Genomic DNA, 21,326 nt, shown 5'->3' with positions numbered 1-21,326 from the left:
GATGCGTGATCCAGCATCGGCAACGGATTCACGTGGCGTAGATGACGGCGGCGCGCAGGCCCATGGGCAGCTGCTCGTCGAGCACCTCGCGCAGGTTGGCCTCGCGCTGCGGGTTGCGCAGGCGGCACCAGGCGCCCATCTCGCTGCCGTTGCGCGCACCCTCGCGGATGGTGTGCGGCGCCTGCGTGGAAAGCTGCGCATAGCCGGGATCGCCCAGCCGCACCGAGGTAAACAGGGGCGCCTCGTCCGTGCACTGCGCCTGCTGGTGCAGCGGGTGGGCAGGATCGGCGGCCAGCGCGCAGCTTTCGGCGCGCGCCAGGGTGTGCGCCTCCACCCGCACGGGGTCGCGGAAGATGCTGTCGACCGCCTGCAGGTGCCGCACGTGCACGCGCCCCAGTACCGTACACGCCTGGATGGTGAGGCGGGGCCCCGCCCTGCCCTCGGAATCCGCCGCCACCGCCCATCCCCCGCACCCGTCCACCACGCTGTCGCCGGCGTCCAGCGTGGCGTCGGCGGAGAGGCGGAAGGGGCCGGTAAAGCTGCGCCGCACCGTCACGGCGGGCGCGCTGCCGTGGCCCTGGGCGATGGCGCCGCGGACGGTGCAGTGCCGCACCGTGAGCGACGGGATGCCGCGCATCCCCACCCCGTGGGCCAGCACCAGGCCGTCCAGCACCAGCGCCCCGCCGCCGCACGCGTCCACCCGCAGCGGGCCGGCGAGCACCGCCTGCTCGCCGTCCGCGGACTCCAGCGCCAGCGCCTGCCCCGGCAGCAGCTGCACGAGGAACGCGGCGCCCGCCGGCACCAGCCGCGCGCTCCCGGCCAGCCGCAGCCGGCCCACGCGCCCTGCGGGAAGCGCCGCCCACGCCGCCAGCGCCGCGTCCAGCGACGCGAACGCCGCCCACTCCCGCGGCGCCGCAGGGCCCACCCACCCGCGCCACTCCCCCGCCACCGGCGCCGCCATGGTGGCGGCGCGGCTGTACGGCCCGCCGCCCGTGGTGCCCGAAAGCCCGTACGCCCACCCCACGCGCACCCGCGCCGGCGGCGTGCCCCCAAAGGCCAGCCGGCCCCGGACGGGGTCCACCGCCACGCGCACGCCCCGGAGCGGCTCGGGCCAGCCGTCCAGGTCCATCACCGCGACCTGCTCCGCCGGCAGCTCTTCGTCATCCACCTGCACCCGCAGCAGCGGCCAGCCGTCCGGCGGCACCGGCAGCGGATCGCCCCGCCCGGTGTCCCGCTCCGCCTGGAGCAGCCCGGCCAGCTCCACGGCGGTGAGCGGGGCGGGCACCTGCGCCACGGACGGCTCGACGCCCATCGGCGGCGGGTCGGCGGGGGGATGAAAGAGGGGCGCGTCCACGCCGGCGGGGTGAAAGCGCCAGCGGCCGCGGGCCGCGTCGTGCGGGGCGGCGTCGGCCAGGGCGACGGGATAGCTGCGCAGCCGCCAGACGAACAGCGCCACGCCCCCCGGCGCCCAGCGCCCGTCGTCGCCGGCCTGCGCGGCTTCGCGCGGGGGGCCGGGGACGCGCAGGTCCACCGTGCGCGCGGAGGGGTCGAAGGCGGTCTCCACCTCCGCCGCGCCGACGGCGGGGTGCAGCGACAGGGTGCCGCCGCTGCCCGGCCGCACGTCGGCCAGGCTTTGCGCCCATCCCACGTGCTCCCATCCCTCCACCACGCGCGCCGGCCAGCCGGTGGCGTCGCGCACGGCGCTGGAGAGAGCCCACGGCGTGCCCTTGCGGCGCGCGTAGCGCACGGCGTTGCCCACCCGCGCCCGGGTGGTCGAAAAGATGCGCAGCGGGTCGTCCAGCCCCGGCACCCCCACCTGCGCGGCCAGGTAGGGAAGCATCCACTCGGCGCAGGTCTCCACGAACCAGGCGTCGTACAGGTCCATGACGTTGGCGTGCAGCCGGTCGTACTCGGCGCTCATGGTGCCCAGCAGCGCGCGCAGCGGCTGCCCCTGCCCCAGGTCGCGGTCGCGGTAGACGGCCGGCATCAGCCGGTACAGCAGTTCGTCGCTCATGCGGAGGCGGGGTTCAGGGACAGGCCGTCCCGGGGGTGCGGCAGCAGGATCTGCGCGGGGAGGGGGGCGCCGGTGTGGGGGTCCAGCCGCCCCGCCGCCGCGGCCAGCCGGGGGTCCAGCGCGGGCCGCAGCCCGTCCACGTACAGCGCGGAGGGGCGCACCGCCTCCACGCCGCGCACGCCCTGCAGGGTCTCCAGCAGCCGCGCCAGGCGCACGTCGCCGCCAAAGGTGCGCAGGGCGAAGGCCAGCGAGGCCGCCAGCGCCGCGCGGGCCCGCGCCATCACGTCGTCCGGGTCGAACGCCGCGTCCACCACCACCCGGGCGTCGAAGCGAAACCAGAGCGGCTCGTACGCCAGCACGGCAAAGCGGCCGGCGTTCAGCCGGTTGGCGGCGATGGAGGCGGAAAGGTCCGCCACCAGCCCGGCGTCGGGGACGGCGCCGTCCACCCCGGCGACCGTGACGGCCACCAGCGGGTGCCCCGCCGCGCGCAGCAGGTCGGCGCGGGAAAGCGACACGCCGGGGTACACGCGCGAGAAGTCGGCGTAGTCGGACAGCGAGACCACCCGTCCCAGGGTGCGCACGGCCAGCGGCGCCGTCTGGCGAACGGCGCCGGGGGTCTCGGGGTCCACGCCGCCGGTGGCGGGGACGGGGTTGGTGATGCCGCGCACGGCGGCGGGGCGCACCCGCGGCACGGTGATGCTTCCCGCCGGCAGGTTGCCCGCCGCACCCGCGCCGGTGCGGTACCAGGCGCGCACGTTCTCAACCCCCGTGGGGAGCCGCGCCCCCTGCACCCCATCGCCAAACAGCACCGTGGTGCAGCCGGTGGCGTCGGTGCGCACGGCGTACACGGTGGCGCCGGGAAGCTGGTCCGCGAGCGTGGGCACCTCCTTCCACGCGGCGCCGTCCACCCGCACCACCAGGGTGCTGCGCGCCCCGGCGGCGCTGTCGTCGGGGACGTAGGTGAGCGGCTGGCGCGCCAGGCGGAACTGCTGGCCCACGGCCGTGGCGTCGCCGCTGCCCAGCACCTCGCCCGAGGCGATGGTGGTGTTGGTGTTGGGAAGCGGCGACACCGACTGGCCCTGCGTGGCCGGCGCCACGTTGGCGCAGACGGCGGCGCTGGCCGGGTCGTAGATCCCCTCCAGCGGGGCCTGCAGCACCAGCCGGGTGCGCGTTCCCCCGTCCACCGTGCACGACGCGGCCCGCGCCACCTCCGCCGCCGGCACGTCGTCCTTTGCGGCCGGCTGCCAGGACCACTCGTCGTCCCGGGCCCACGCGCCGCCCGCGAACCCGGCGTCCGTCCGCACCGCCACCTCCCGCACCCGGACCGCCGCGGCGGAGCCGGTCACGGCGGTGGATGATGGAAGTCCGCCCGCCGCGGCGATTCCGTCGGCGTCCCGCGGTTCGCGATCGGTGGCGTGCGCGGGGGATCCGTGGATGTCGTCCGGCGTGTCCTCGAAATCGACGCCGAGCGAAGCCTCGAAATCGATGCTGGACACGTCCCCGGAACCGGCACCGGGCGCATCCCCGAAATCGCCGCCAGACACATCCCCGAAATCGACGTCAAACACGTCCTCGAAACCGGCACCGGGCGCATCCCGCAAACCAGCGCCAGGTCCGGTCCGCGAAGATCCACCCGCCGCGCCGGCGAAGGGCGGGGGCGCGGGGGCGTACGCGGGGGCGGCGGTAAGGATGGGAAGGCCGCCGGGGATCCACGCCTCGATCCCCTCGGGAAGCGTGTAGAGAAAGACGGGGGCGGCCGCGGTGCCCGTGGACCAGGCACGCCCGGGCGCGCGCACCTCTACCTGGGCCAGGGGATCGACCTTGATGCCCCCGCGGGCCAGCGCATCACGCGCCGCGGCGGGGACGGTGCCGGCGTCCAGGGCGGCCGCGACCGATGCGGGGAGCTTCGCGGCGCGCGTCATCGCCAGCGCCGACTGCCGCAGCCCGTCCGCCGAGGTAAGCACCGTCGCGGGGCCGCAGCCGGCCCACAAGGCGCCGCCCGGCTCCGCCGCCAGCGTCCACACGTCGTTCGCGGCGCCCAGCGGGACGGGGGCCCAGCCGGACCGGCCGGCCGGGGAGCGGAGCACGCCGCCGGCCGTGCCCGCGTACACCGCGCCGCCCGACGCCAGCAGGGCGTGCACCGGCGCCCCCGCCAGCCCGGGGACGGCCACCCACGCCGTGCCGCCGTCCGGGGGAAGGCGAAAGACGCCGGCCGCGGCGGTGCCCGCGTACAGGGTGCCATCCGGCCCCGCCTCGAGCGCGGTCACCACTCCCGCGCCGGGCACCTCCGGCAACCGCTCCCAGTCCCCGCCCGGCGCCAGCCGGAAGACGCCGCCCGCCCCGGAGGCCGCGTACACCACGCCCGCCGCCACCCGCAACGCGGCCACGGGCACGGCGGAAAGGCCGGTGCCGGCCGCCCGCCACGTCTCGGCGCCGGGGTCCAGCCGCCACACGCCGGCCTCCGTCCCCGCCAGCACGCCGCCGAACGCGTCCAGCGCCAGCGCGTGCACCACCTCGGTGCTCATCCCCTTGTCATGCGGCGCCCACACGCCCGTACCGCCGCGGCACACGAGCACCCCCGCGCCGTCCGTCCCGGCGTACAGGGCGCCGTCCGCGCCGCGCACCAGGGCGGTGGGCACGTGCGCGCCCAGGCCGGTCCCCACCGCGATCCAGGTTTGGCCGCCGTCGGCCGTGGCGTACACGCCGCCGTCGCACGCCGCCCACGCCGCGCCGCGCCCGGCGGGGACCAGGGCGCGCACCCCGCGCAGCGGCAGCCCGGCGGGCGTCCATCCACCCGCGTCCAGCCGGAACACGCCCGCGGCGGGGGCCAGCGCCACCCGCGCCGGCTTTCCCGAGACCGCCAGCCACTGTTTCGGCGCCAGCGGGGGGACGGCGCCGGCCAGTTCCAGCACCGATCCCGCAAAGGGGACGGGGTCCGGCACCAGGCGCTCGTCCAAGGCCAGCTCGCCCGGCACGGCGAACACGCTTGTCGCGCGCAGGTCGAATGCCGTCAGGTCCTGGTCCGACCGCACCCGCAGCCGCGTGACGGTGCCCGCCACCCCGAAGTCCGTGCGCCGCGCCGTCTGCACCACGTCCACCACGCACAGCACCGCCCGTCCCCCGGACGCCGGCGCGGGCGCATCGCCTGCCGATCCCGTCGATCCAGCAGTTCCGCCCGATCCTGATCCTGTCGATCCCGATTCAGTTGATGCTGTCGATCCAGCAGATGCAGCAGATCCGATCGATTCAGCAAATCCGATCAATCCAGCAGATCCGATCGATTCAGTAAATCCGGTCGATACAGTAAATCCGATCGATCCGCCTGATCCACCTGATCCACCTGATCCACCTGATCCACCTGATCCACCTGATCCACCTGATCCACCTGATCCACCCGATCCACCCGATCCACTCGATCCACTCGATCCACTCGATCCACTCGATCCACTCGATCCACTCGATCCACTCGATCCACTCGATCCACTCGATCCACTCGATCCACTCGATCCGCCGTCCGTGGCGGCGGGCTTCGAGGGCGCGTCCGGCTGCCAGACGACGATGCGCGTGCCGGGGAGGATGGTGCGGGTGGCGCCGTCCAGGTCCAGCGCGGTGCGGAGGACACCGTCCGGATCATGCGTGGAAGCGGAAATGTGGAAGCAGGGCCACTCCACCTGCGGCCGGCCGAGGTAGTCCTGGTAGCCCAGGAACGGCGTGGCCGCCAGCAGCGCGCCGTCCGGTGCCACCGCCAGCGCCACCACGTCGGGGTTGTTCAGCCCCGCCGGCGCGGGCACGGGCGCCGTGGTGCATGGGTACGGGCCAGGCGCGGGCGGGGTGGCCCCGGCGGGGGCCCAGCTCTGGCCTCCGCTCGACGAGACGAAGACGCCCGACGCCGTCCCCGCGTACAGGTGCGCGCCGTCCTTTTTGGACTTCTTCACCAGCAGCGCGCGCACGGCGGGCGCGGCGGGCACAGCGGGCACGGGGGCGGCCAGCACCGTGGAGGCCGGCGCGGCGGCGCCCAGCCTCGTGGAGGCCGCTTCCCACGTCCACGCACCGGCCCCGGCGTCCACGGCGCGGAACACGCCCGCGTCCGTCCCCGCCCACACGCTGTCGGCGCCGCCGGACGGGTCCTTGCCCACGGCCAGGGCGCGCACCGGGGGCATGGGCACGGCGGGGTTCACCGTCCCGCTCACCAGCGTCCACCCGTCTCCCGCGCTGCCCCGGAAAATTCCCCCCGCCGTCGCCGCCAGCAGCGCGCCGCCGGCACCCCGCGCCAGCGCGAACACCGCGTACGCCGCCAGCCCCGACGTCGGCGGAAGCGGCGGCGCGGGCGGGGTCGGCGGCAGCGGCGGCGGGACGTGATGGTGCGGCGGCCGGGTGTGATGGTGCGGATGCGGCGCCTCCTCCGTCCCGGACCCGGCGGACGCCGGGGCCTTCTCCGGCCCGGAGAGAAAGGGAATGCGCGGCAGGCCGGGGACGTGGAACCGGCCCATCCACGAGGGAAACGCGAGCCACGGCAGCCGCGGCGGCCGCGCACCCGCCGGCGTGCCGGAGGCAGGGGGACTGCCGGACGGCGGATCGAGCTGCAGCCCGGGCTCCTGCAACACGCCCCAGGGGAACCAGGGGACGAGAGGAGCGGCGGGGGGCGGGGCGAAGTCCGCCCGCGTCCAGCTTCCGCCGCCGTCCGTGGACAGGTAGACGCCCGCGTCCGTTCCCGCCGCCAGACGCGGGCCCGTGCTCTCCCGCCACGCCAGCAGCGCCCGGACCGCCACGCCCGGCAGCCGCGCGGGCCCCGTCGGCGCGGCGGGCGGGGTGGGCGCTGCTGGCGCGGTGGGCGCGGCGGACGCTGCTGGTGCGGCGGGCGCGGGAAGGCGCGCGTCCCAGGTGGCGCCGCCGTCCGCCGAGCCGTACACCCGCCCCGCCGCGCCCCCGGCGTACAGCTCGCCCAGCTCGCCCTCGGCAAAGCAGAACACCTCCGCGCCCGCCAGCCCCGTCCGCACCGGCGTCCACGCCGCGCCGTCCGCCGAGCGGAACACCCCCTGCCCCGACACCGCCGCCAGCCACACCCCCGCCGACGAGCAGAACACCGCGCGCGGCACCGCGTACTCCGGCGGCCCGCCGGCCGTGGCCCGCGCGGCCCCCGCGGCCTCCAGCGGGATCCCCGCCGCGGCGCCCGTCCACTCGCCCCCGTCGTGCGCCAGCAGGAACAGCCCGCCCGCCGGGTCCATGGCCGCGCGCCGCTGCTCCGGGCGGGCCGCCGCCCACGCCGGCGCGTCGTGCCCGTACGGCGCCGCAACGCGCCCGAACCCCGTCACCCGCGGAACCGTCAGCCGGCCCGCCCTGCCGCCCGCCGCCGCCGCGCCCAGCGTGACGCGCGTGGTGCCGCTGGCCGCGTCGGCCTGCACCGCGCCGGCCAGGGCGAACGACCACGCCCGGCCCTGCGCGTCGTCCAGCAGCAGCGGGGCGCCCGGCTTGACGCCCGTGCGAACCCCCGACAGCCGCACCTCGTCCGCCCCCGCCGCCAGCGACTGGCGCACCCGGCGGGTGGCGACGAAGGGCGCCATGGCGTTCCACTCCACCCGCCCCGGCACCTCGACGGACGTCTCGAAGGTCTGCGCCGCGCCGCCGCCCACGGGCGCGCTCTGCGCCGCCGTCCCCGCGGGAATGCGCACCTCGTCCTCCCCGGGAACGGCCGCCACCGTGAAGGCCAGCTGGGTAAAAGCCCCGATCCCCGGCGCCCGCCGCGACCCCAGGCTTTCCAGGATCTCGCGGATGGAGAGCGGCTCCACCGCCGTGTCCAGGAAGCCCTCGTTCAGCAGCCGCTCCTGGTAGAAGCAGAGCACGTCCGCCGCCACCGCCCACGCCCCCAGCAGCGCCGCCCCCAGGTCGTGCGGCGCGTCGGCGTTCCACCCCGCCAGCGGCACCGTTCCCGCCCCCGGCGGCGAGGGAAGGACGAAGCGGGGCGCCGCCGCCCGCATCCGCGCGCGGAAGTCGGCGTAGGTGCCCAGCCGCCACGACAGCGCGGGGAGCCCCGGCGGGTTCCACAGCGGGCCCCGGATCACCGGCCCCCCACCATGCAGAAGGACAGCGAGCCCCGCCAGGCGGCGCCCGCCCCCACCGCCGCGCGCGCGATCTCGCCCGGCCCCACGTGGATCGGGTCCCGCACGCACCCCGGCACCGCCTCGCGGCAGATCGACGCCAGCGTGCCGCCGTCGTCCACCCCCGCCCGGCAGAACCACAGGGCGCGCACGTCCAGCACCCCCGGCACCGCCATGGCCGCGGCCAGCAGCGGGCTCAGGTACACCGGGTCGCCAAAGCCCAGGCGGTCGGGGTGAAAGAAGGCCGGGGTGCCGTCCGCCGCCACCCCGTCGCCCAGCGCGGCCGCCAGGGCGGCCTGCACGGCGCGGGCGGTGCGCTCCGGCTGCACCGTCACCTCCAGCACGATGCGCAGCGCCGCCCAGCGCGGCCCGCGCACGGCCACGTCGTGCCCGGCGGGGCGCAGCGGCTCCAGCGAGGCGCGCACCCGGTCCAGCAGCTCCGCGCCGGCCTGCCCGCCCCCGGCCGGCTGCACCGACACCACCACCGTGGTCCAGCTTCCCGTCCAGCGCGACTCGGCCCGGGCGGAGGCCACGCCGGGAAGGGCCGCCGCGGCCGCCGCCCAGTCGTCGTCGGTCACGCAGCGGGCCTGCGCGTGAAAGGCCCAGGGGGCGCGGGCGCGGATGGACGCCGCCGTCTCGGCGGCCGCGCCGCCCCCCGCGGGCACCGGGTTGCCCACCGACAGCACGTCCGCCGTCCACCGGTCCCAGCGGGCCGCGTCGGGCGCCACCAGGTGCACCAGGGTGTCGGGCCCCACGTTGCCCTCGGGCCCGAAGCCCGTGCGCCAGCGAACGTACAGCGGCGCGCCGGCCGGCGGCCGCATTCCCAGCCGCCCGTCGCCAAAGCGCAGCGTGGCCGGCGCGTTCCCCTCGGCCTCGGCCACGAAGGCGCGGGAAAAGGGGCCCGCCTGCAGCAGGTCCAGCCGGGGCAGCCAGCTGCGCCCCGCCGCGTCGCGCACCTGCACGGCGGGGTGCGTGGCGGCGGGGTCCGGCGCCGTGCCCAGCACCGCGTACGCCGGCACCCACCCGTGCGGCAGCACCCGGCTGGCCGCCACCGCATCGCCGGGCAGCCGCCAGGCGCCGTCCGCGCCGGGCCACAGCTCCGTCCAGGGCGACGAGGCGCCGTGGTCCGCCAGCACCACGTTGCCCCGGGCGCGCGCCCCGTCCGCGTACGCCGTGGTCCCCACCGTCCCCGCCACCCGCAGCACGAAGCGCAGCGCGTCCTCGCCCGCCCACGCCACGTCCACCACGGGCACCTCGCCCCCGGCCGCGCGGGGGTCGGTGGTGCGGGTCACCGTCCGCAGCAGCACCGCCTGGCGCATCACCGGGTCCGCGTCTTCGGTGCGTCCGGTGGCGGGCGAGCGCGCCTCCTCCAGCACCAGCACGTCGCCGGGCGACAGGGCATCCAGCGCGCGGCCGCCGCCGGGGAGCGCCCTGTCGCGCAGGGTGGCCCCGGTGGCCCCCGCGGGAAGGGTGAAGTCCGCCGCCCCCCACGCGTACAGCGAGGCCGCGTTCAGCCCCGGCAGCGCCCGCAGCGCCGCGCGCGTCTCGAACACCCGCGCCCCCGCCAGCGCCGCCCGGTGCGCGTCGCCGCCGTTCAGCAGCACGGGGGGCGCGCCGGGGACGGGCGCCGAAAGCTGCGTTCCCGCGGGGAGCTCGGTGGGGGCGGTGACGGACACCTGCACCCACGCCAGCGCGCTGCACCCGTCCGAGGGCACGTAGTCCAGCAGCCGCGCGTGGCGGCGCAGCGAGGTGCGCAGGCGCGAGGTGCGCAGGTACGTCTCGGTGGCCGCCGAGTCCTGCATGTAGCTCAGGTTGTCGGCCGCGTACGCCAGCACCTCCACCAGCGCCACCCCCAGGTCCGCCGGCGAGCGCTCCTGCCAGCGCGGCTCCACCGCCGACAGGTACCCCAGCATCAGGGTGCGGAACCCGTCGTAGTCGCGGGCCGTGTAGTCGATGCTGGCCCCCGCGGGAAGCGTGGGCGCCCCCGGCGCGGGGGGCGCCGGCGCGGGCGCCAGCTCCAGGGCGAACGGCGCCCACTCGCCCCCGCCGCCGGCCAGGCGCAGCAGGTAGGCGCCGCGCTCCGGGTCGCCCGCCGCCAGCGGGTACGCCAGCGACACGCGCACGCCCAGCTGGCCGCCCACGCGCTGCACCGCGTCCACGCGCAGGGGCGGCGAGGAGTCCAGCGGCTCCACGCGCAGCGTGCCGGCGTCGGGCACCGCGTCCGTCTCCGCGGGCACCGCCACGCGCACCGTCCAGCCGCCGTTCCCGTCGGGCTCGGCGTCGGCGTGCAGGGGGGCGGGGGTCGCGTGCGCGCTCACGACCCGCCCGCCATGGCAAAGGTGTCGGCGCGCTGGGCGCCCGTGCCGCGCAGCTGGTACTGCACGGTGATCGCCAGGGTGGAATCGTCGCCCGTTACGGTGACCCCCTCCACCTGGATGACGTCGCCCAGCCACTGGTGCAGGGCGCCCACCACCAGGAACTGCGTGGCCGCCGCCTGCGCGCCCCCCGCGGGGCCAAACACCATCTCGCGCACCCCGCAGCCAAAGTCCGGCCGGTTCACCCGCTCGCCGGGGCTGGTAAACAGCAGCTGCTCGATCATCTGCCGCACGTGCGCGTCGTACGCCGCGTCGGCCACCCGCCCCAGCGTTCCCACCGCCAGGGGAAACGCCAGGTCGAACCGCGTGGCGCTGGGCGGGGCGGGCGCGGGGACGGGGACGGCGCCGGCCACCCCGCTGGGCGGCATCAGGGCAAAGGACGGGTTCATGGCAGCATCATGGGCACCAGGCCGTCGATCAGCATTCCGCCCGTCACCTCGACCGCGCCGGTGATGGCCACGGCGCCCGTGATCTCGGTGATGGCGGTGACGTTCAGGTTGGGCCCTTCGATCTCCACCGTCCCCAGCAGCGAGCTGTTTCCCTCCACCTCGAAGGTGCCGCTCACGCTGACCTCCGGGCTCATCTCGATGGCGCCGGTGACGCTCACCGCCGTGGACTCGATCTCCATCGCCTCCTCGGTCATGCTGATGGTGGAGGCGGGGATGGCCAGCTCCAGCAGCTCGGCGGTCAGCGTGATGGTGGAGGGGGGAACGGTGATCTCGAGGGTCTCGGGCGAAAGCGACAGGGTGCTCTCGGGAAGCGAGAGGGTGATGGTCTCGGCGCTCACCGTGACCGTGGCCTCGGGAACGGCGATCTCCACCATCTCGGGCGTCATCTTGACCGTGCTCTCGGGGCAGCTCAGGGTGATCCCCGTGGCGTTGATGGTGATGGACATGACCTCCTCGACCACCGGCGGGCTCACGGTGAGCGAAAAGCCCCCCTCGCCCTCGATGTCGTTGAGCACCATGGTGATGGACTGCGTCTTCCACACCTTCTTCTCGGGGACGGCCGGCTCGCCGGGCACCTCGCCCTCTTCCCAGAAGCACCCCGCCCAGATGGGGTAGTTGGGGTCGCCGCCCTCGAACTCCACCCACACGTTGGCGCCCACGGGGGGGATCACGTAGAAGCCCACCCCGCGCCCCGCGTAGGGCACGCAGGGCATGGCCCACCCCTCCGACAGCCCCGGCACGGCGGGGACGTTCACCTGCAGGCGGCCCAGGGCCAGCGGGTCCAGGTTGTTGCGCACCTTGCCGCGGTGCTTGCCCCAGTAGCGGTTCACGGCGCTCATGGCAGCACCAGGGGCACGGTGGGGCCCAGCCCTTCGCGGACCAGGGTGAACCCCTGCTTCCAGCTGCCGCGGGCGATGGAGTGGCGCAGGCTCTTCACGTAGTACATCCCGTCGTACAGGGTGCCGGCGCCGCGCACGCCCACCAAGCCCCGGGCCCGCAGCACGCCGCCGTAGCGAAAGGTGTCCAGCTCGCCCTGGGCCGTCACCACCTCGTCGGTGCTGCGGTCCACCATGGCCTGCGCCAGCACCTCGGCCTGGGCCACGTTCAGCCCCGGGTGGCTCAGCAGCGTGCGGCGGGTGTAGGGAAGGTTGGCGATCAGGGCGGGAATGCTGGCCAGGGGCGGCAGCCGCAGCGAGATCCCCGCCTCTACCGGCACCTTGAGGTTGGTGGTCAGGTCCAGCACGTCGCCGTACACCATCATGGGCTTCATGGCGTCGTACTCGAAGGTGAGCGACTCCACGTTGGTGGCGGGCCCCAGGTCAACGCTCAGCGCCGACTGCGGAATGCCGATGCGCACCGGCGGCCCCCAGTACGCCACGTTGGCCAGCGGCACGGGGCCGGCCGTCACGTAGAACACGTAGCCCACCTGCCGGGCCAGCTCCTGGATGGCCCCCAGGTCGGTGCCGTCCTCGATGGGGGTGCGGTCCACGGGAATGGGGGGCACCAACAGCGGGGCGGGGATCACCGCGGGCACCATCCCGTACACGGCGTACCCCAGGATCAGCCGCTCCACGATCATTGCCGCCGACTCCACCGGGTACTCGCTGGACGACTCGTGCAGCGTCATGGCGACCGACACGTCCAGCCCGCTGGCGATGAGCGACGCGCCGCGGCCGCCCTGCGCCGGCTGGTTGTCGAGCTTGGTGATCAGCCCGTCCACCAGCACGTGGGGAAAGCCGTTCACCACCGCCGTCACCACCACGCGGCTGAAGGGCTTCAGCAGCAGCGCCCGCACCGCCTCCATGGCGGTCGAGGCGCCCGGCTCGGTGTTGAAGGTGAGCTGAAAGCCGGTCATGGCGTCGTCGCTCACCGTCACCTCCACGGCCTGCAGGCACTGGGTGACCGCGGCCGGCGCGGGAACGGCCAGCACGGTGCCCAGCATCAGCGACAGCTCGGCGCGCGCGGGGATCATGGGGCAAGGGGGAACTGGGCCACGGGCACGCGCAGCGTGCTCCCGGGCACGGCGGTCAGGTCCAGCGGGTCCACGGCGGTGTTGGCGTCGGCGATGCGCCACCACTGCAGGGCGTCGCCCACGGTGCGGGCGGCCACCAGGTCGGGCCGGTCCAGCGGCGCCACGGTCACCTGCTGCCGCAGGGGCATGGTGGCGGCGTCGGGGATGAAGCGCCGCATCAGGTAGCGCACCACGCTGCCGTCGGGGGCCGTCCAGGTGGCCATGGCCGTCTGCGCGTAGCGGCTGGTGGGCGAAGGCATGGTTCAGGCGCTTTCGGTCGATGGTGTCGGACGATGGATCCCGGTCGATGGATCTCGGTCGATGCTGCCGGTCGATGGATCTCGGTCGATGCTGCTCGGTCGATGCTGCTCGGTCGATAATGCCGGTCGATTCGTGTCGCTGATGCTGCCCTGCCGGTTCAGCCCGCGGAGGAACCGCGTCCTGTACCGGACCTGGCCCAACCTGTCATTCTGAGGGAGGCGCCTCGCAGGACTCTCCGAATGCCCCGGAGCGTGGCGCCGACCGAAGAATCTTTATCCGAAGCGGCAGGATCTTTCCGTCACGCGGTGTTTCCGGGCGCTGCCGTCCTGTACCGGACCCGGCCAAACCTGTCATTCTGAGGGAGGCGCCTCGCAGGGCTCTCCAAATGCCCCGGAGCGTGGCGCCGACCGAAGAATCTTTATCCGAAGCGGCAGGATCTTTCCGTCACGCGGTGTTCCCGGGCGTCGCCCGGAAGCCGTTCCGCGCGGAGCGAACGATCCTTCCGCCGCCCTGCCGGCTCCGCGGATCTTCCGCACCCCCCGAGGTGCACACTCCCACGAGAATGACGGGTGAATTCCCGATCCGGCATTACGCACCCCCCGCCGTCCATCCGCCGGGCGCCAGCGACTCCTTGGTGCGCTGGTAGGCCAGGAACTGCGCGTACCCGGGTGCCGAGGTGGCCAGGTCGCTGTAGCTGAGCGCCCGCAGGGTAAGCGACACCGTGGCCCGGATGGGGGTCAGGTAGATGTCGAACGCCTGCTCCACGATGTCGTACTGCGTCACCTGCACCGGCACCACGCGCCGCCCGCCGAACACGAACAGCGTCAGGGGCGCCGCGGCGGGCGCGATCTCCATCACGCCAAAGGACAGGTGCCCCGCGGCCGTGACCACGCTGCTGGTGGTGGGATACGCCAGCAGCTCCAGCGCGTACAGCGTGGGCAGCACCCCGTTGCCCGCCCTGGTGGCGTCGGCCACGCCGCTGGAGTCCACGCTGTCCAGCTCCACCTCGACGGTAAAGGTCTCGATCGGCGCGCCGGCGAAGCGCACCATCTGGCTGCGGTCGTGCTGGTCGCCCCCCACCAGCTGCGGCTGCAGCGTGCGCCGCAGCGACTCGGGGTTGTACTGAAAGGCGATGGTCCGCGGCGGCGGGTTCAGCGGGTCGGTGGTGACCAGCGCGCCCTTCTGCAGGGGCGGATTGTTGGGCATGGGTGCATCCGGAACGGGTTCAGTGCTGCCGGGCATCGGGACAGGGCGTTAACGTCCCGTCACGGGCGCCGAGGGCTGCGTGTGGGAAGCCGCGCGCGGAGCCTTCGACCCTCCGTGCGGCCGATCCTACGCGTGGTCGTCCTTCCTCTCCTCGATTGCCCGGTTCTTCGCGGCGTTCAACGCCACGCGTGCGTCCTGGGCCTGCAGACCCTTCTTCGCGACTTCGGCACCCACCCCGGCCAGCCCTCCAACTAGCCTGTGCAGGGGTAACCGCGCACGACTCAGCGCGAAGCTGCCTAGAGTGGAAGCCACCGCGAGCGCGGCTTGGCCATGGTTTCCCTGCGCGACGTCGCTGGCCGCTTCGGCGAGTCCGCTGGCAGCGATTACCGGCGAGGTAACCCGGGAAACGGCGATGCCCCTGCGGCCCAGGCCCACGACCCGGTTTTGCCTGATGGTCCGGGCATGTGCCTCGTGCTGGTGACGGGCGACCAGGTCGACACCGGCGGCGGTGGCTCGCGCGGCGCCCGCCCCGGCAGACACGTCGTTCGCGGTCTGAGCGGCCTGCCGCTCTTCCAGGTGCCGCTGGTGAATCGTGCGGACCCTCGCTTCGATTGCCTGGCGGCGCGCCTGCTCGCGTCGGAACTTTTCCACGAAATCGTCTTTGGGCTCCGCGGGCCGGCTCTGGCGTCCTCCGCACTGGATTACCCCGCCTTCCGGCGCCCGCGAACGCTGGATGGCCGCGCCAGCCCCGGCTTCTCCTGCGGCCAACCCCGAGGCGGCCCGCGATCCGGCGGTGTCCGCCTCGGCCTCCAGCCGCGCGTCGGCGTTGATGGGGACGGGGCCGCCCGGCAGGGCCACCCGCCCGGCGCGCTGCTGGACAACGTGCGCCAGCTCGTGCCCCAGCAGCCGCTGGCCGGCGGCGCTGTGCGGGTTGTAGCGGCCCGGCGCAAAGTGGATGTGCGACCCGCGCGTGAACGCGACCGCGCCGATGGACCCGGCCTCTTCGCCGCTGTGCACCCGCACGTTGGCGAAGTCGTGGCCCAGCGCCCCTTCCATCTTTGCCTGCACGGGCGCGGGGAGCGGGTGCCCGCCCGCGCTGGGGCGCAGCACCGCGGGGTGCGGCGCGGGTGCGCGTTCGGCGGCTCGCGGGCGAGACATCCTGGGGCTGTGCATCGTTTTCCTCCGGTGATCCGGGTTGGGCCGCGGCTTCGTTTCAGCCTGTGCCACGCCGCCTGCGTGGCTGCGTCTTCGGCCTGGAGGCGGTGCGTGCGTGTTCCGACACGGAATTTTCAGCGTCAGGGATCAGGCCCCTTGGAGCGCGCTTGGTGGTCGAACAGAACCTCGCCAGCTACCGGAGATCGGGTTCCTCTAGGTCATCGTGGTCCAGCAGCCCCCGATGCTGCTCCTTGCGCTCGTCGAGCAGTGGCTCGTTCCGCACCGGCTGCGGAGCCCGGGAACTCGTACTCCCTGGGAGCTTGGCGCGGATGTCTTCCGGGTACAGGCTCAAGTAGCCCTCCTTAGCCTGCGTGAACGGGCGGCTGCCGAACTTGTCCAGCGTGCCCGTGTAGCCCTGCTCCCGTATGGGCGTGTTCATGTCCACGAGCGAGAAGCGCGGCCCGTCGGTACTGAACGCTTTGAGAAGGTCCTCCTGAACGTGGTTAGGCCGGAGCTTGCCCGAGAGGGCGTTGCTCATTCCCAGGTTGATGGATTTCCGGAGCCGCGACTCGTACGCCGTCACCGCGTTCTGCTTCTGCCTGTTGGTGTGGTGAGCACCAAGGTCACCAGGGTCGAGGGCGTATGCGTCTCCGTGACCTCCCTTGTTCTCATGCTCCCTGCGTGCGGCCTCGCCGCTATCGACGGTGCGCAACCCCCAGTTGCGCTGGTTGTCGCGGATGTGCTGAAGGTCGCCGAAATCCAGCGGTCCCCGTTTTCTCGCGGGCCGAATCGCGGGGAGGATCTGGTCGTACCACGCATCGACCATGGCGCGCTCGGCGGGGTGCTGCGGTGCCTCTTCCTGCCGCGGCGCGCCGCGCTCCTCCAACTCGTGCGAATCTTCGTCCGCGGCGGCGCGGCTCCCACAGATCCCGCCCATGCACCTGCGGAAGAAGTTGCGCACGCCCCCGAGCATCGGCTGGATGGGTCCCGAGGAGCTCTGCGCCTGCGAGCCTACGCGCACCTGCCCGAAGTCATGCCCCCGAGTGCCGCTGGCCACGGAAGGCGAGCCGCCCCACTCCGGCCCGCGGGGCTCCGCGCGCCGAGCCCCGGAGGGAACGGACGGCCGCTGGACACGCGCCGCCTTCACCGCCCGCCTCCCATCCGGGCGTAGACGGACCGCGCGATCTTCGCCGCCACGGCGTGCACCGGCGTTCCCGGCGCCACGCGGACCGGGCCCGCGGGGCCGGACGCGGATCCATCCCCCGCCCCGCCGCGGGCGATCAGCCGCCGCAGCTCGCGCTGCACGGCGGCCTCCAGCCGGGCGCGGTCGCCGGGCGCGGCGCCGTCCATCTCCATCGCCCCCATCCGCAGCTTCACGGGTCCGTTCATCCCCTGCTCCCGGCTTGTCGTGACCGTCCCGGCGCCCCGCGTGCGCGCCCGTCTTCCATCCATCCCCCGGGCAGAGCCGGCGTGTGCGCGATGCCCCTCTGCTTTCTCTGCTCCCTCTGCGTAAGACACGTAGCAGAGGCCCGCGGAACGCGCGAAATCATGCCCATCCCCGCACCTCGCCGTCGGGAAGCGGGCGGCGCAGCTTGTCGTATTCCATCCGCGCGGCGCGCAGCAGCAGCTCCATCGTCACCGGCGTGCCCGCCGCCGCGGCCAGGAACGTCCCGTTCAGCGCGATGTTGCGGATGTTGCCGCCCGCCACGTTCAGCCGCGCCAGGTCGTCCGGCCGCAGCCCCTGCGTGGGCGTGCCTTTGGGAAAGGCGCGCCGCCAGATCTCCGCCCGCTGCGCCGCGTCGGGAAAGGGAAAGTGGACGATGAAGCGGATGCGGCGCAGGAACGCCGGGTCCAGCGACTCGGGAAGGTTGGAGGTGAGCACCGCCAGCCCGGGGTACGCCTCCATGCGCTGCAGCAGGTAGGCGACTTCCACGTTGGCGTGGCGGTCGTTGCTGTCCTTGACCTCGCCGCGCCGCCCGAACAGCGCGTCCGCCTCGTCGAACAGCAGCACCGCCCCGCCCTCTTCGGCCACGTCGAACACCCGGCGCAGGTTCTTTTCCGTTTCGCCGATGTACTTGCTGACCACGCCGCTCAGGTCGATGCGGAACAGGTCCAGCCCCAGCTCGTGCGCCACCACCTCGGCCGCCGTGGTCTTGCCGGTGCCGCTTTCGCCCGCGAACAGGGCGGTGATCCCCAGCCCGCGCGAGCCCCGCCCCGCCCACCCCCAGCGCCCGTGCACCAGGGGCCGGTCGCGCACCTGGGCCGCCAGCCCCCGCAGCACCTCGGCCTGCGCGGGGGGAAGCACCAGATCGTCCCACCCGGCCGTGGCCGGGATGCGCTGCGCCAATTCTTCCAGCGCGGGGCGCGCCTGCTGCCGGCACGCCTCCCACAGCGCCGCCGCCAGCGCGTCCCGCCCGCCCCGGCCGCCCGCCTCGCGCACCCGCCCCTGCGCGGCCGCCGCCGCGGCGCGCACGGCGGGGGGGCCCAGGGTAAACTGCTCCGCCATCCGCTCCACCGCCTCGTCCATCCCCTTCGCCGCCGGGCCCAGCACCGCCGTCCACAGGGCGCGCTGCTCGCCGCGGGTGGGGCGCGGCACCTCCACGTTCACCAGGGGGCGCTGGCGCGCCGAGCGGGGCTCGCGGCCGCTCAGCAGCAGGGGGGCGTTCAGCCCGTCCACTACCCGGGTGAGCGCCGCCTCGCGGGCGGGGTCCGGCGTGTCGGCGTCGTCGCGCTCCACCAGCAGCGCCGCCGGGCTGAAGGCCGCCTCGCGCTCCCACACCCGCAGCAGCTCCTCCAGCTCGGCCGGGGCGGTGGGGAGGGCGTGCGCGGCCACGGCGCCCAGCTCCAGCCCCAGCAGGCGGCAGGCGTCGGCCGCCACGGCGCGGCGGCTGGCCGGGTCGGGCCCGTGCAGCTGCACCGCGGGGAGCGGCGCCCCGTCGTCCGCGCCCCCCCAGGTGGCCGCCACCTGCCGCGCCAGCGCCGCGTGCGACTCCACCAGCTCCTCCGGCGCGGCCACCGTCTCCATCAACCCCGCCAGCCGCCCGTCCGTGTAGCGCACGCCGGCCAGGTGGTGCAGCACCCGCTCGTCGATGCGCAGCGGCCCGGCCGTGAGCGCCGTGCCGGCCCCCACCTCCACCATCCGCCAGCGCCGCAGCGGCGACGCGGGGCTCAGCGCGCTCCAGTGCGCGTCCGGCAGCACCGCCAGCGCCAGCCCCAGGGTGGCGTACGGCCGCGCCGGGTCGCCGTGCACCCGGCCCAGCAGCGCCGCGAAGCCGCCGTCCAGCTCGGCCCCCGCGCACAGCAGCAAAATGCCGCGCTCGAACTCGGACAGGCCGAACGCCTGTACCAGCGCGTCCAGCGCCGCCGGGGCGTGCATGGCCTTTTGCGCCCGCGCCAGCTGGTCCCGCGCCCTGGCCTCGGCCCTGGGGGCGCCCTCGTCGCCCGCGCGCGCCTCCAGCTGCGCGCGCACCACGGCGATGGAGGCCGTGAGGTGGCGCTGGTTGGCCTCGGTCCAGGAGCGCGCGCTCATTGGATGGTCACCGAGGGAAGGTTCAGCGCGCCGCCCGTCGTGGACGCCAGGGGGCTGCGGGCGCCGTCCACCTGCACGCGCACCGCGTACACCCCCGGCGGCACGCCCGCGAAGCCCACGTCGATGCGGCCGCCGCGCCGGGCCGGGGGCGCGGGAAGGGGAAGCGGCACCTCCAGGGCAAAGGCGGGTGCCGGCCCCGCCGGGGCCGTCGTGCCCGCGGCGGGAAGCGCGTTCAGCAGCACCGTGACGCGCTGGCCGGGGCCGGGGGCGGGGCGGATGGAAAGGCGCAGGGTGCCGCGCCGCGTGCCGTCGCGCATGCGCTCCACCTGCTCCGCCCGCACGCGGTTGCGGACGATGACGGGGAGAAGCGTGACGTCGTGGGTCCCCACCGCGCGCGGCGGGTTGTCTGGCGGGCCGCCCGGTGGGCCGGTCCGTGGGCCCACCTGCAGTGCGGCGCTGCCCGCGCGCAGCCCGGCGCCCTTCAGCAGCACCAGCACGCGGGTGTCGGTGGACCCGGGCAGGGTTGCCAGCGGCACGCCGCCCAGGGTGGCGACGGCGGTTGGGCCGCCCAGCCCGCGCCCCGAGACCACCGCCGTGCCCCCCGCCGCCAGCGGCGCCCCGTCCAGCCCCGCGACGCCGGTGATGGAGGGCGGCAGTCCCGGCGCGGGCACGGCGCCGATGCTGTGCACCGGGAGCGCCGCGGGGACGGGCGCGCCGTCCAGCATCACCACCGAGGCCTGGTAGGCCACGGTCAGGCTGTACGGCACCTGGAACATGATCTGCCACAGCTTCGACAGCTCTTCCAGGTTCATGGTGAGCGGCGAAACGGTCACCAGCTCGCGCTGGTATCCCAGGTCCGAGCCGTTCAGAAAGCCGTTGGGCGCCGAGCGCAGGGCCGCCACCACCGTGTCGGGCCCCAGCACCGCGTGGGTGTGCACGGTGCTCATGGTGAGCGCCAGCAGCTGCTGCGGCACCAGCTGCTCGTCGGGGCCGTAGAAGGTGACCAGGTAGAACAGGTTCAGCGGGGTGCGCGGGGCGTGGGCCAGCCGGCCGGCGGAGTCGCGCATGGGCAGGTCGCTGTTGCGCAGGGCCGGGCTGGGCGTAGCCTGGTACAGGTACACGTTCACGCGCGGCGCGGCGTCCTTGCCGGCGCGGTCGGGGCGGGTGGTGCTCACCAGCACGCCGGGGATCACGGGCGTCACCGCCTCGCGGATGATGTGCGCCAGCGTCTCGGTCACCGCGGCGACCGCCAGGTAGTTGCTCATCGGCCCGCCCCTCCCCAGCGCCGTACGTAGTCGGCCAGCGGGGTGCGGGGCTGCGCGCGGCCGCGGGGGGCGCGGGCGGGCTGCGGGGCGCGCCCCACCACCCGCACCCCCGCGATCTCGATCTCGATGGCCGGCGCCTCCGCCGGCCGCACCGGCCGCAACGGGCTCTCCGCCTCCGGCGCGGGCACCACCGCCCCCGCGCGCCGCCCCGGCTCGTCCGCGGGCGAAGCCGGCGGCGCGCTGGCGGCCGGCACCACGGCGGGTGCCGCCTGCGCCACGCGAGCCGGGGGCGCGGCCGGAACCAGGGGCGCGGCGGATGCGGCCCGCCCCCTGGACTCCGCCGCTGTCGCCGCGCCGGCGGAGGCGGCGGATGCGGCCGGGCTCGTGGAACGCAAAGATGCGGCGGACGTGGCCGGCCTCGACGAGCTCGACGGGACGGCCGGAGCCGCCACCGCGGGCACAGTCGAAACGATAGATGCCGCGGATGCCGTGCGCGCGGCGACGTTCGGCGATGCCTTCGGCGTGGCGGGTGAGACTGGCTTCGCGGGATCGGCGGCTACGGCCGGCGTCGCGAGGGTCGTGGCTGCAGCCGGAAGCACGGAAGCGGCCGATGCGGCCCGGCTCTCGTGGCGCGACGATGCGGCCGGCGTCGCGGAGGTGGTGGATACCGTCGGCACCACGGATTCGGCGGATGCAGCGCGCGCCGCGGGATTCGACGATCTCGCCGGAGCGGCGGATGCAGCCGGACTCACATGGCGCGATGAAGCGCCCGGCGTCGCGGAAGCCGTGGATGCAGCCGGGACCACGGATTCGGCGGATGCAGCGCGCGCCGCGGGATTCGACGCTCTCGCCGGGGCGGCGGATGCAGCCGGGCCCGCGTGACGCGGCAATGTGGCCGGCGTCGCGGAAGCCGTGGATGCAGCCGGAACCACGGATTCGGCGGATGCAGCGCGCGCCGCGGGGTTC

General features: G+C 75.2%; 15 protein-coding genes. 1 reads left to right on the top strand and 14 read right to left on the bottom strand.

The window, feature by feature from the left end; genetic code table 11:
• Window positions 1–28: 28 nt before the first annotated feature.
• From VGC13_RS11250 to VGC13_RS11185, 14 genes are all read right to left on the bottom strand, one after another.
• Window positions 29–2,014 (bottom strand): phage tail protein, encoded by a 1,986-nt coding sequence (locus tag VGC13_RS11250; RefSeq protein ID WP_331125351.1) that lies wholly within the window; start codon window positions 2,012–2,014, stop codon window positions 29–31.
• Complete coding sequence (locus VGC13_RS11245; RefSeq protein WP_331125350.1) at window positions 2,011–8,073, bottom strand: hypothetical protein; 6,063 nt, start codon at window positions 8,071–8,073, stop codon at window positions 2,011–2,013. The genes VGC13_RS11250 and VGC13_RS11245 overlap by 4 nt, the downstream gene beginning before the upstream one ends.
• A complete protein-coding gene (locus VGC13_RS11240) occupies window positions 8,070–10,427 on the bottom strand; it encodes a baseplate J/gp47 family protein (protein WP_331125349.1) in 2,358 nt (785 codons plus the stop codon). Before VGC13_RS11240 ends, VGC13_RS11245 begins: the two co-directional genes overlap by 4 nt.
• Complete coding sequence (locus VGC13_RS11235) at window positions 10,424–10,873, bottom strand: GPW/gp25 family protein (RefSeq protein ID WP_331125348.1); 450 nt, start codon at window positions 10,871–10,873, stop codon at window positions 10,424–10,426. The genes VGC13_RS11240 and VGC13_RS11235 overlap by 4 nt, the downstream gene beginning before the upstream one ends.
• On the bottom strand, window positions 10,870–11,772 hold the full coding sequence (locus VGC13_RS11230; protein WP_331125347.1) for a phage baseplate assembly protein V: 903 nt from the start codon (window positions 11,770–11,772) through the stop codon (window positions 10,870–10,872). Before VGC13_RS11230 ends, VGC13_RS11235 begins: the two co-directional genes overlap by 4 nt.
• Entirely contained in the window at window positions 11,769–12,905 is a 1,137-nt protein-coding gene (locus VGC13_RS11225) for a hypothetical protein (RefSeq protein ID WP_331125346.1), read from the bottom strand. Before VGC13_RS11225 ends, VGC13_RS11230 begins: the two co-directional genes overlap by 4 nt.
• Complete coding sequence (locus tag VGC13_RS11220; RefSeq protein ID WP_331125345.1) at window positions 12,902–13,204, bottom strand: hypothetical protein; 303 nt, start codon at window positions 13,202–13,204, stop codon at window positions 12,902–12,904. The genes VGC13_RS11225 and VGC13_RS11220 overlap by 4 nt, the downstream gene beginning before the upstream one ends.
• Before the next feature lie 589 nt (window positions 13,205–13,793).
• The gene (locus tag VGC13_RS11215) at window positions 13,794–14,411 is read right to left on the bottom strand and encodes a hypothetical protein (RefSeq protein WP_331125344.1); all 618 of its coding nucleotides are present in this window, start codon (window positions 14,409–14,411) and stop codon (window positions 13,794–13,796) included.
• A gap of 126 nt (window positions 14,412–14,537) precedes the next feature.
• Window positions 14,538–15,569: a DUF4157 domain-containing protein gene (locus VGC13_RS11210; RefSeq protein ID WP_331125356.1), complete on the bottom strand. Its 1,032-nt coding sequence runs from the start codon at window positions 15,567–15,569 to the stop codon at window positions 14,538–14,540.
• 190 nt (window positions 15,570–15,759) lie between these two features.
• A complete protein-coding gene (locus VGC13_RS11205) occupies window positions 15,760–16,527 on the bottom strand; it encodes a hypothetical protein (RefSeq protein ID WP_331125343.1) in 768 nt (255 codons plus the stop codon).
• 182 nt (window positions 16,528–16,709) lie between these two features.
• On the bottom strand, window positions 16,710–16,955 hold the full coding sequence (locus tag VGC13_RS11200; protein WP_331125342.1) for a hypothetical protein: 246 nt from the start codon (window positions 16,953–16,955) through the stop codon (window positions 16,710–16,712).
• A 157-nt stretch (window positions 16,956–17,112) separates the two neighbouring features.
• Window positions 17,113–19,095: an ATP-binding protein gene (locus VGC13_RS11195; protein ID WP_331125341.1), complete on the bottom strand. Its 1,983-nt coding sequence runs from the start codon at window positions 19,093–19,095 to the stop codon at window positions 17,113–17,115.
• On the bottom strand, window positions 19,092–20,360 hold the full coding sequence (locus tag VGC13_RS11190) for a DUF4255 domain-containing protein (protein ID WP_331125340.1): 1,269 nt from the start codon (window positions 20,358–20,360) through the stop codon (window positions 19,092–19,094). The genes VGC13_RS11195 and VGC13_RS11190 overlap by 4 nt, the downstream gene beginning before the upstream one ends.
• A complete protein-coding gene (locus tag VGC13_RS11185; RefSeq protein ID WP_331125339.1) occupies window positions 20,357–20,755 on the bottom strand; it encodes a hypothetical protein in 399 nt (132 codons plus the stop codon). Before VGC13_RS11185 ends, VGC13_RS11190 begins: the two co-directional genes overlap by 4 nt.
• On the opposite strand from VGC13_RS11185, the gene VGC13_RS11180 reads away from it, so the two are divergent.
• Window positions 20,745–21,242 (top strand): hypothetical protein, encoded by a 498-nt coding sequence (locus VGC13_RS11180; RefSeq protein WP_331125338.1) that lies wholly within the window; start codon window positions 20,745–20,747, stop codon window positions 21,240–21,242. The genes VGC13_RS11185 and VGC13_RS11180 overlap by 11 nt on opposite strands.
• Window positions 21,243–21,326: the final 84 nt, after the last annotated feature.

This window comes from Longimicrobium sp., from assembly GCF_036399255.1.
In the GTDB taxonomy this organism is placed as follows: Bacteria; Gemmatimonadota; Gemmatimonadetes; order Longimicrobiales; family Longimicrobiaceae; genus Longimicrobium.
Note: the sequence above shows the minus strand (reverse complement) of the source record. Positions and strands in the feature narration are given on the sequence as shown.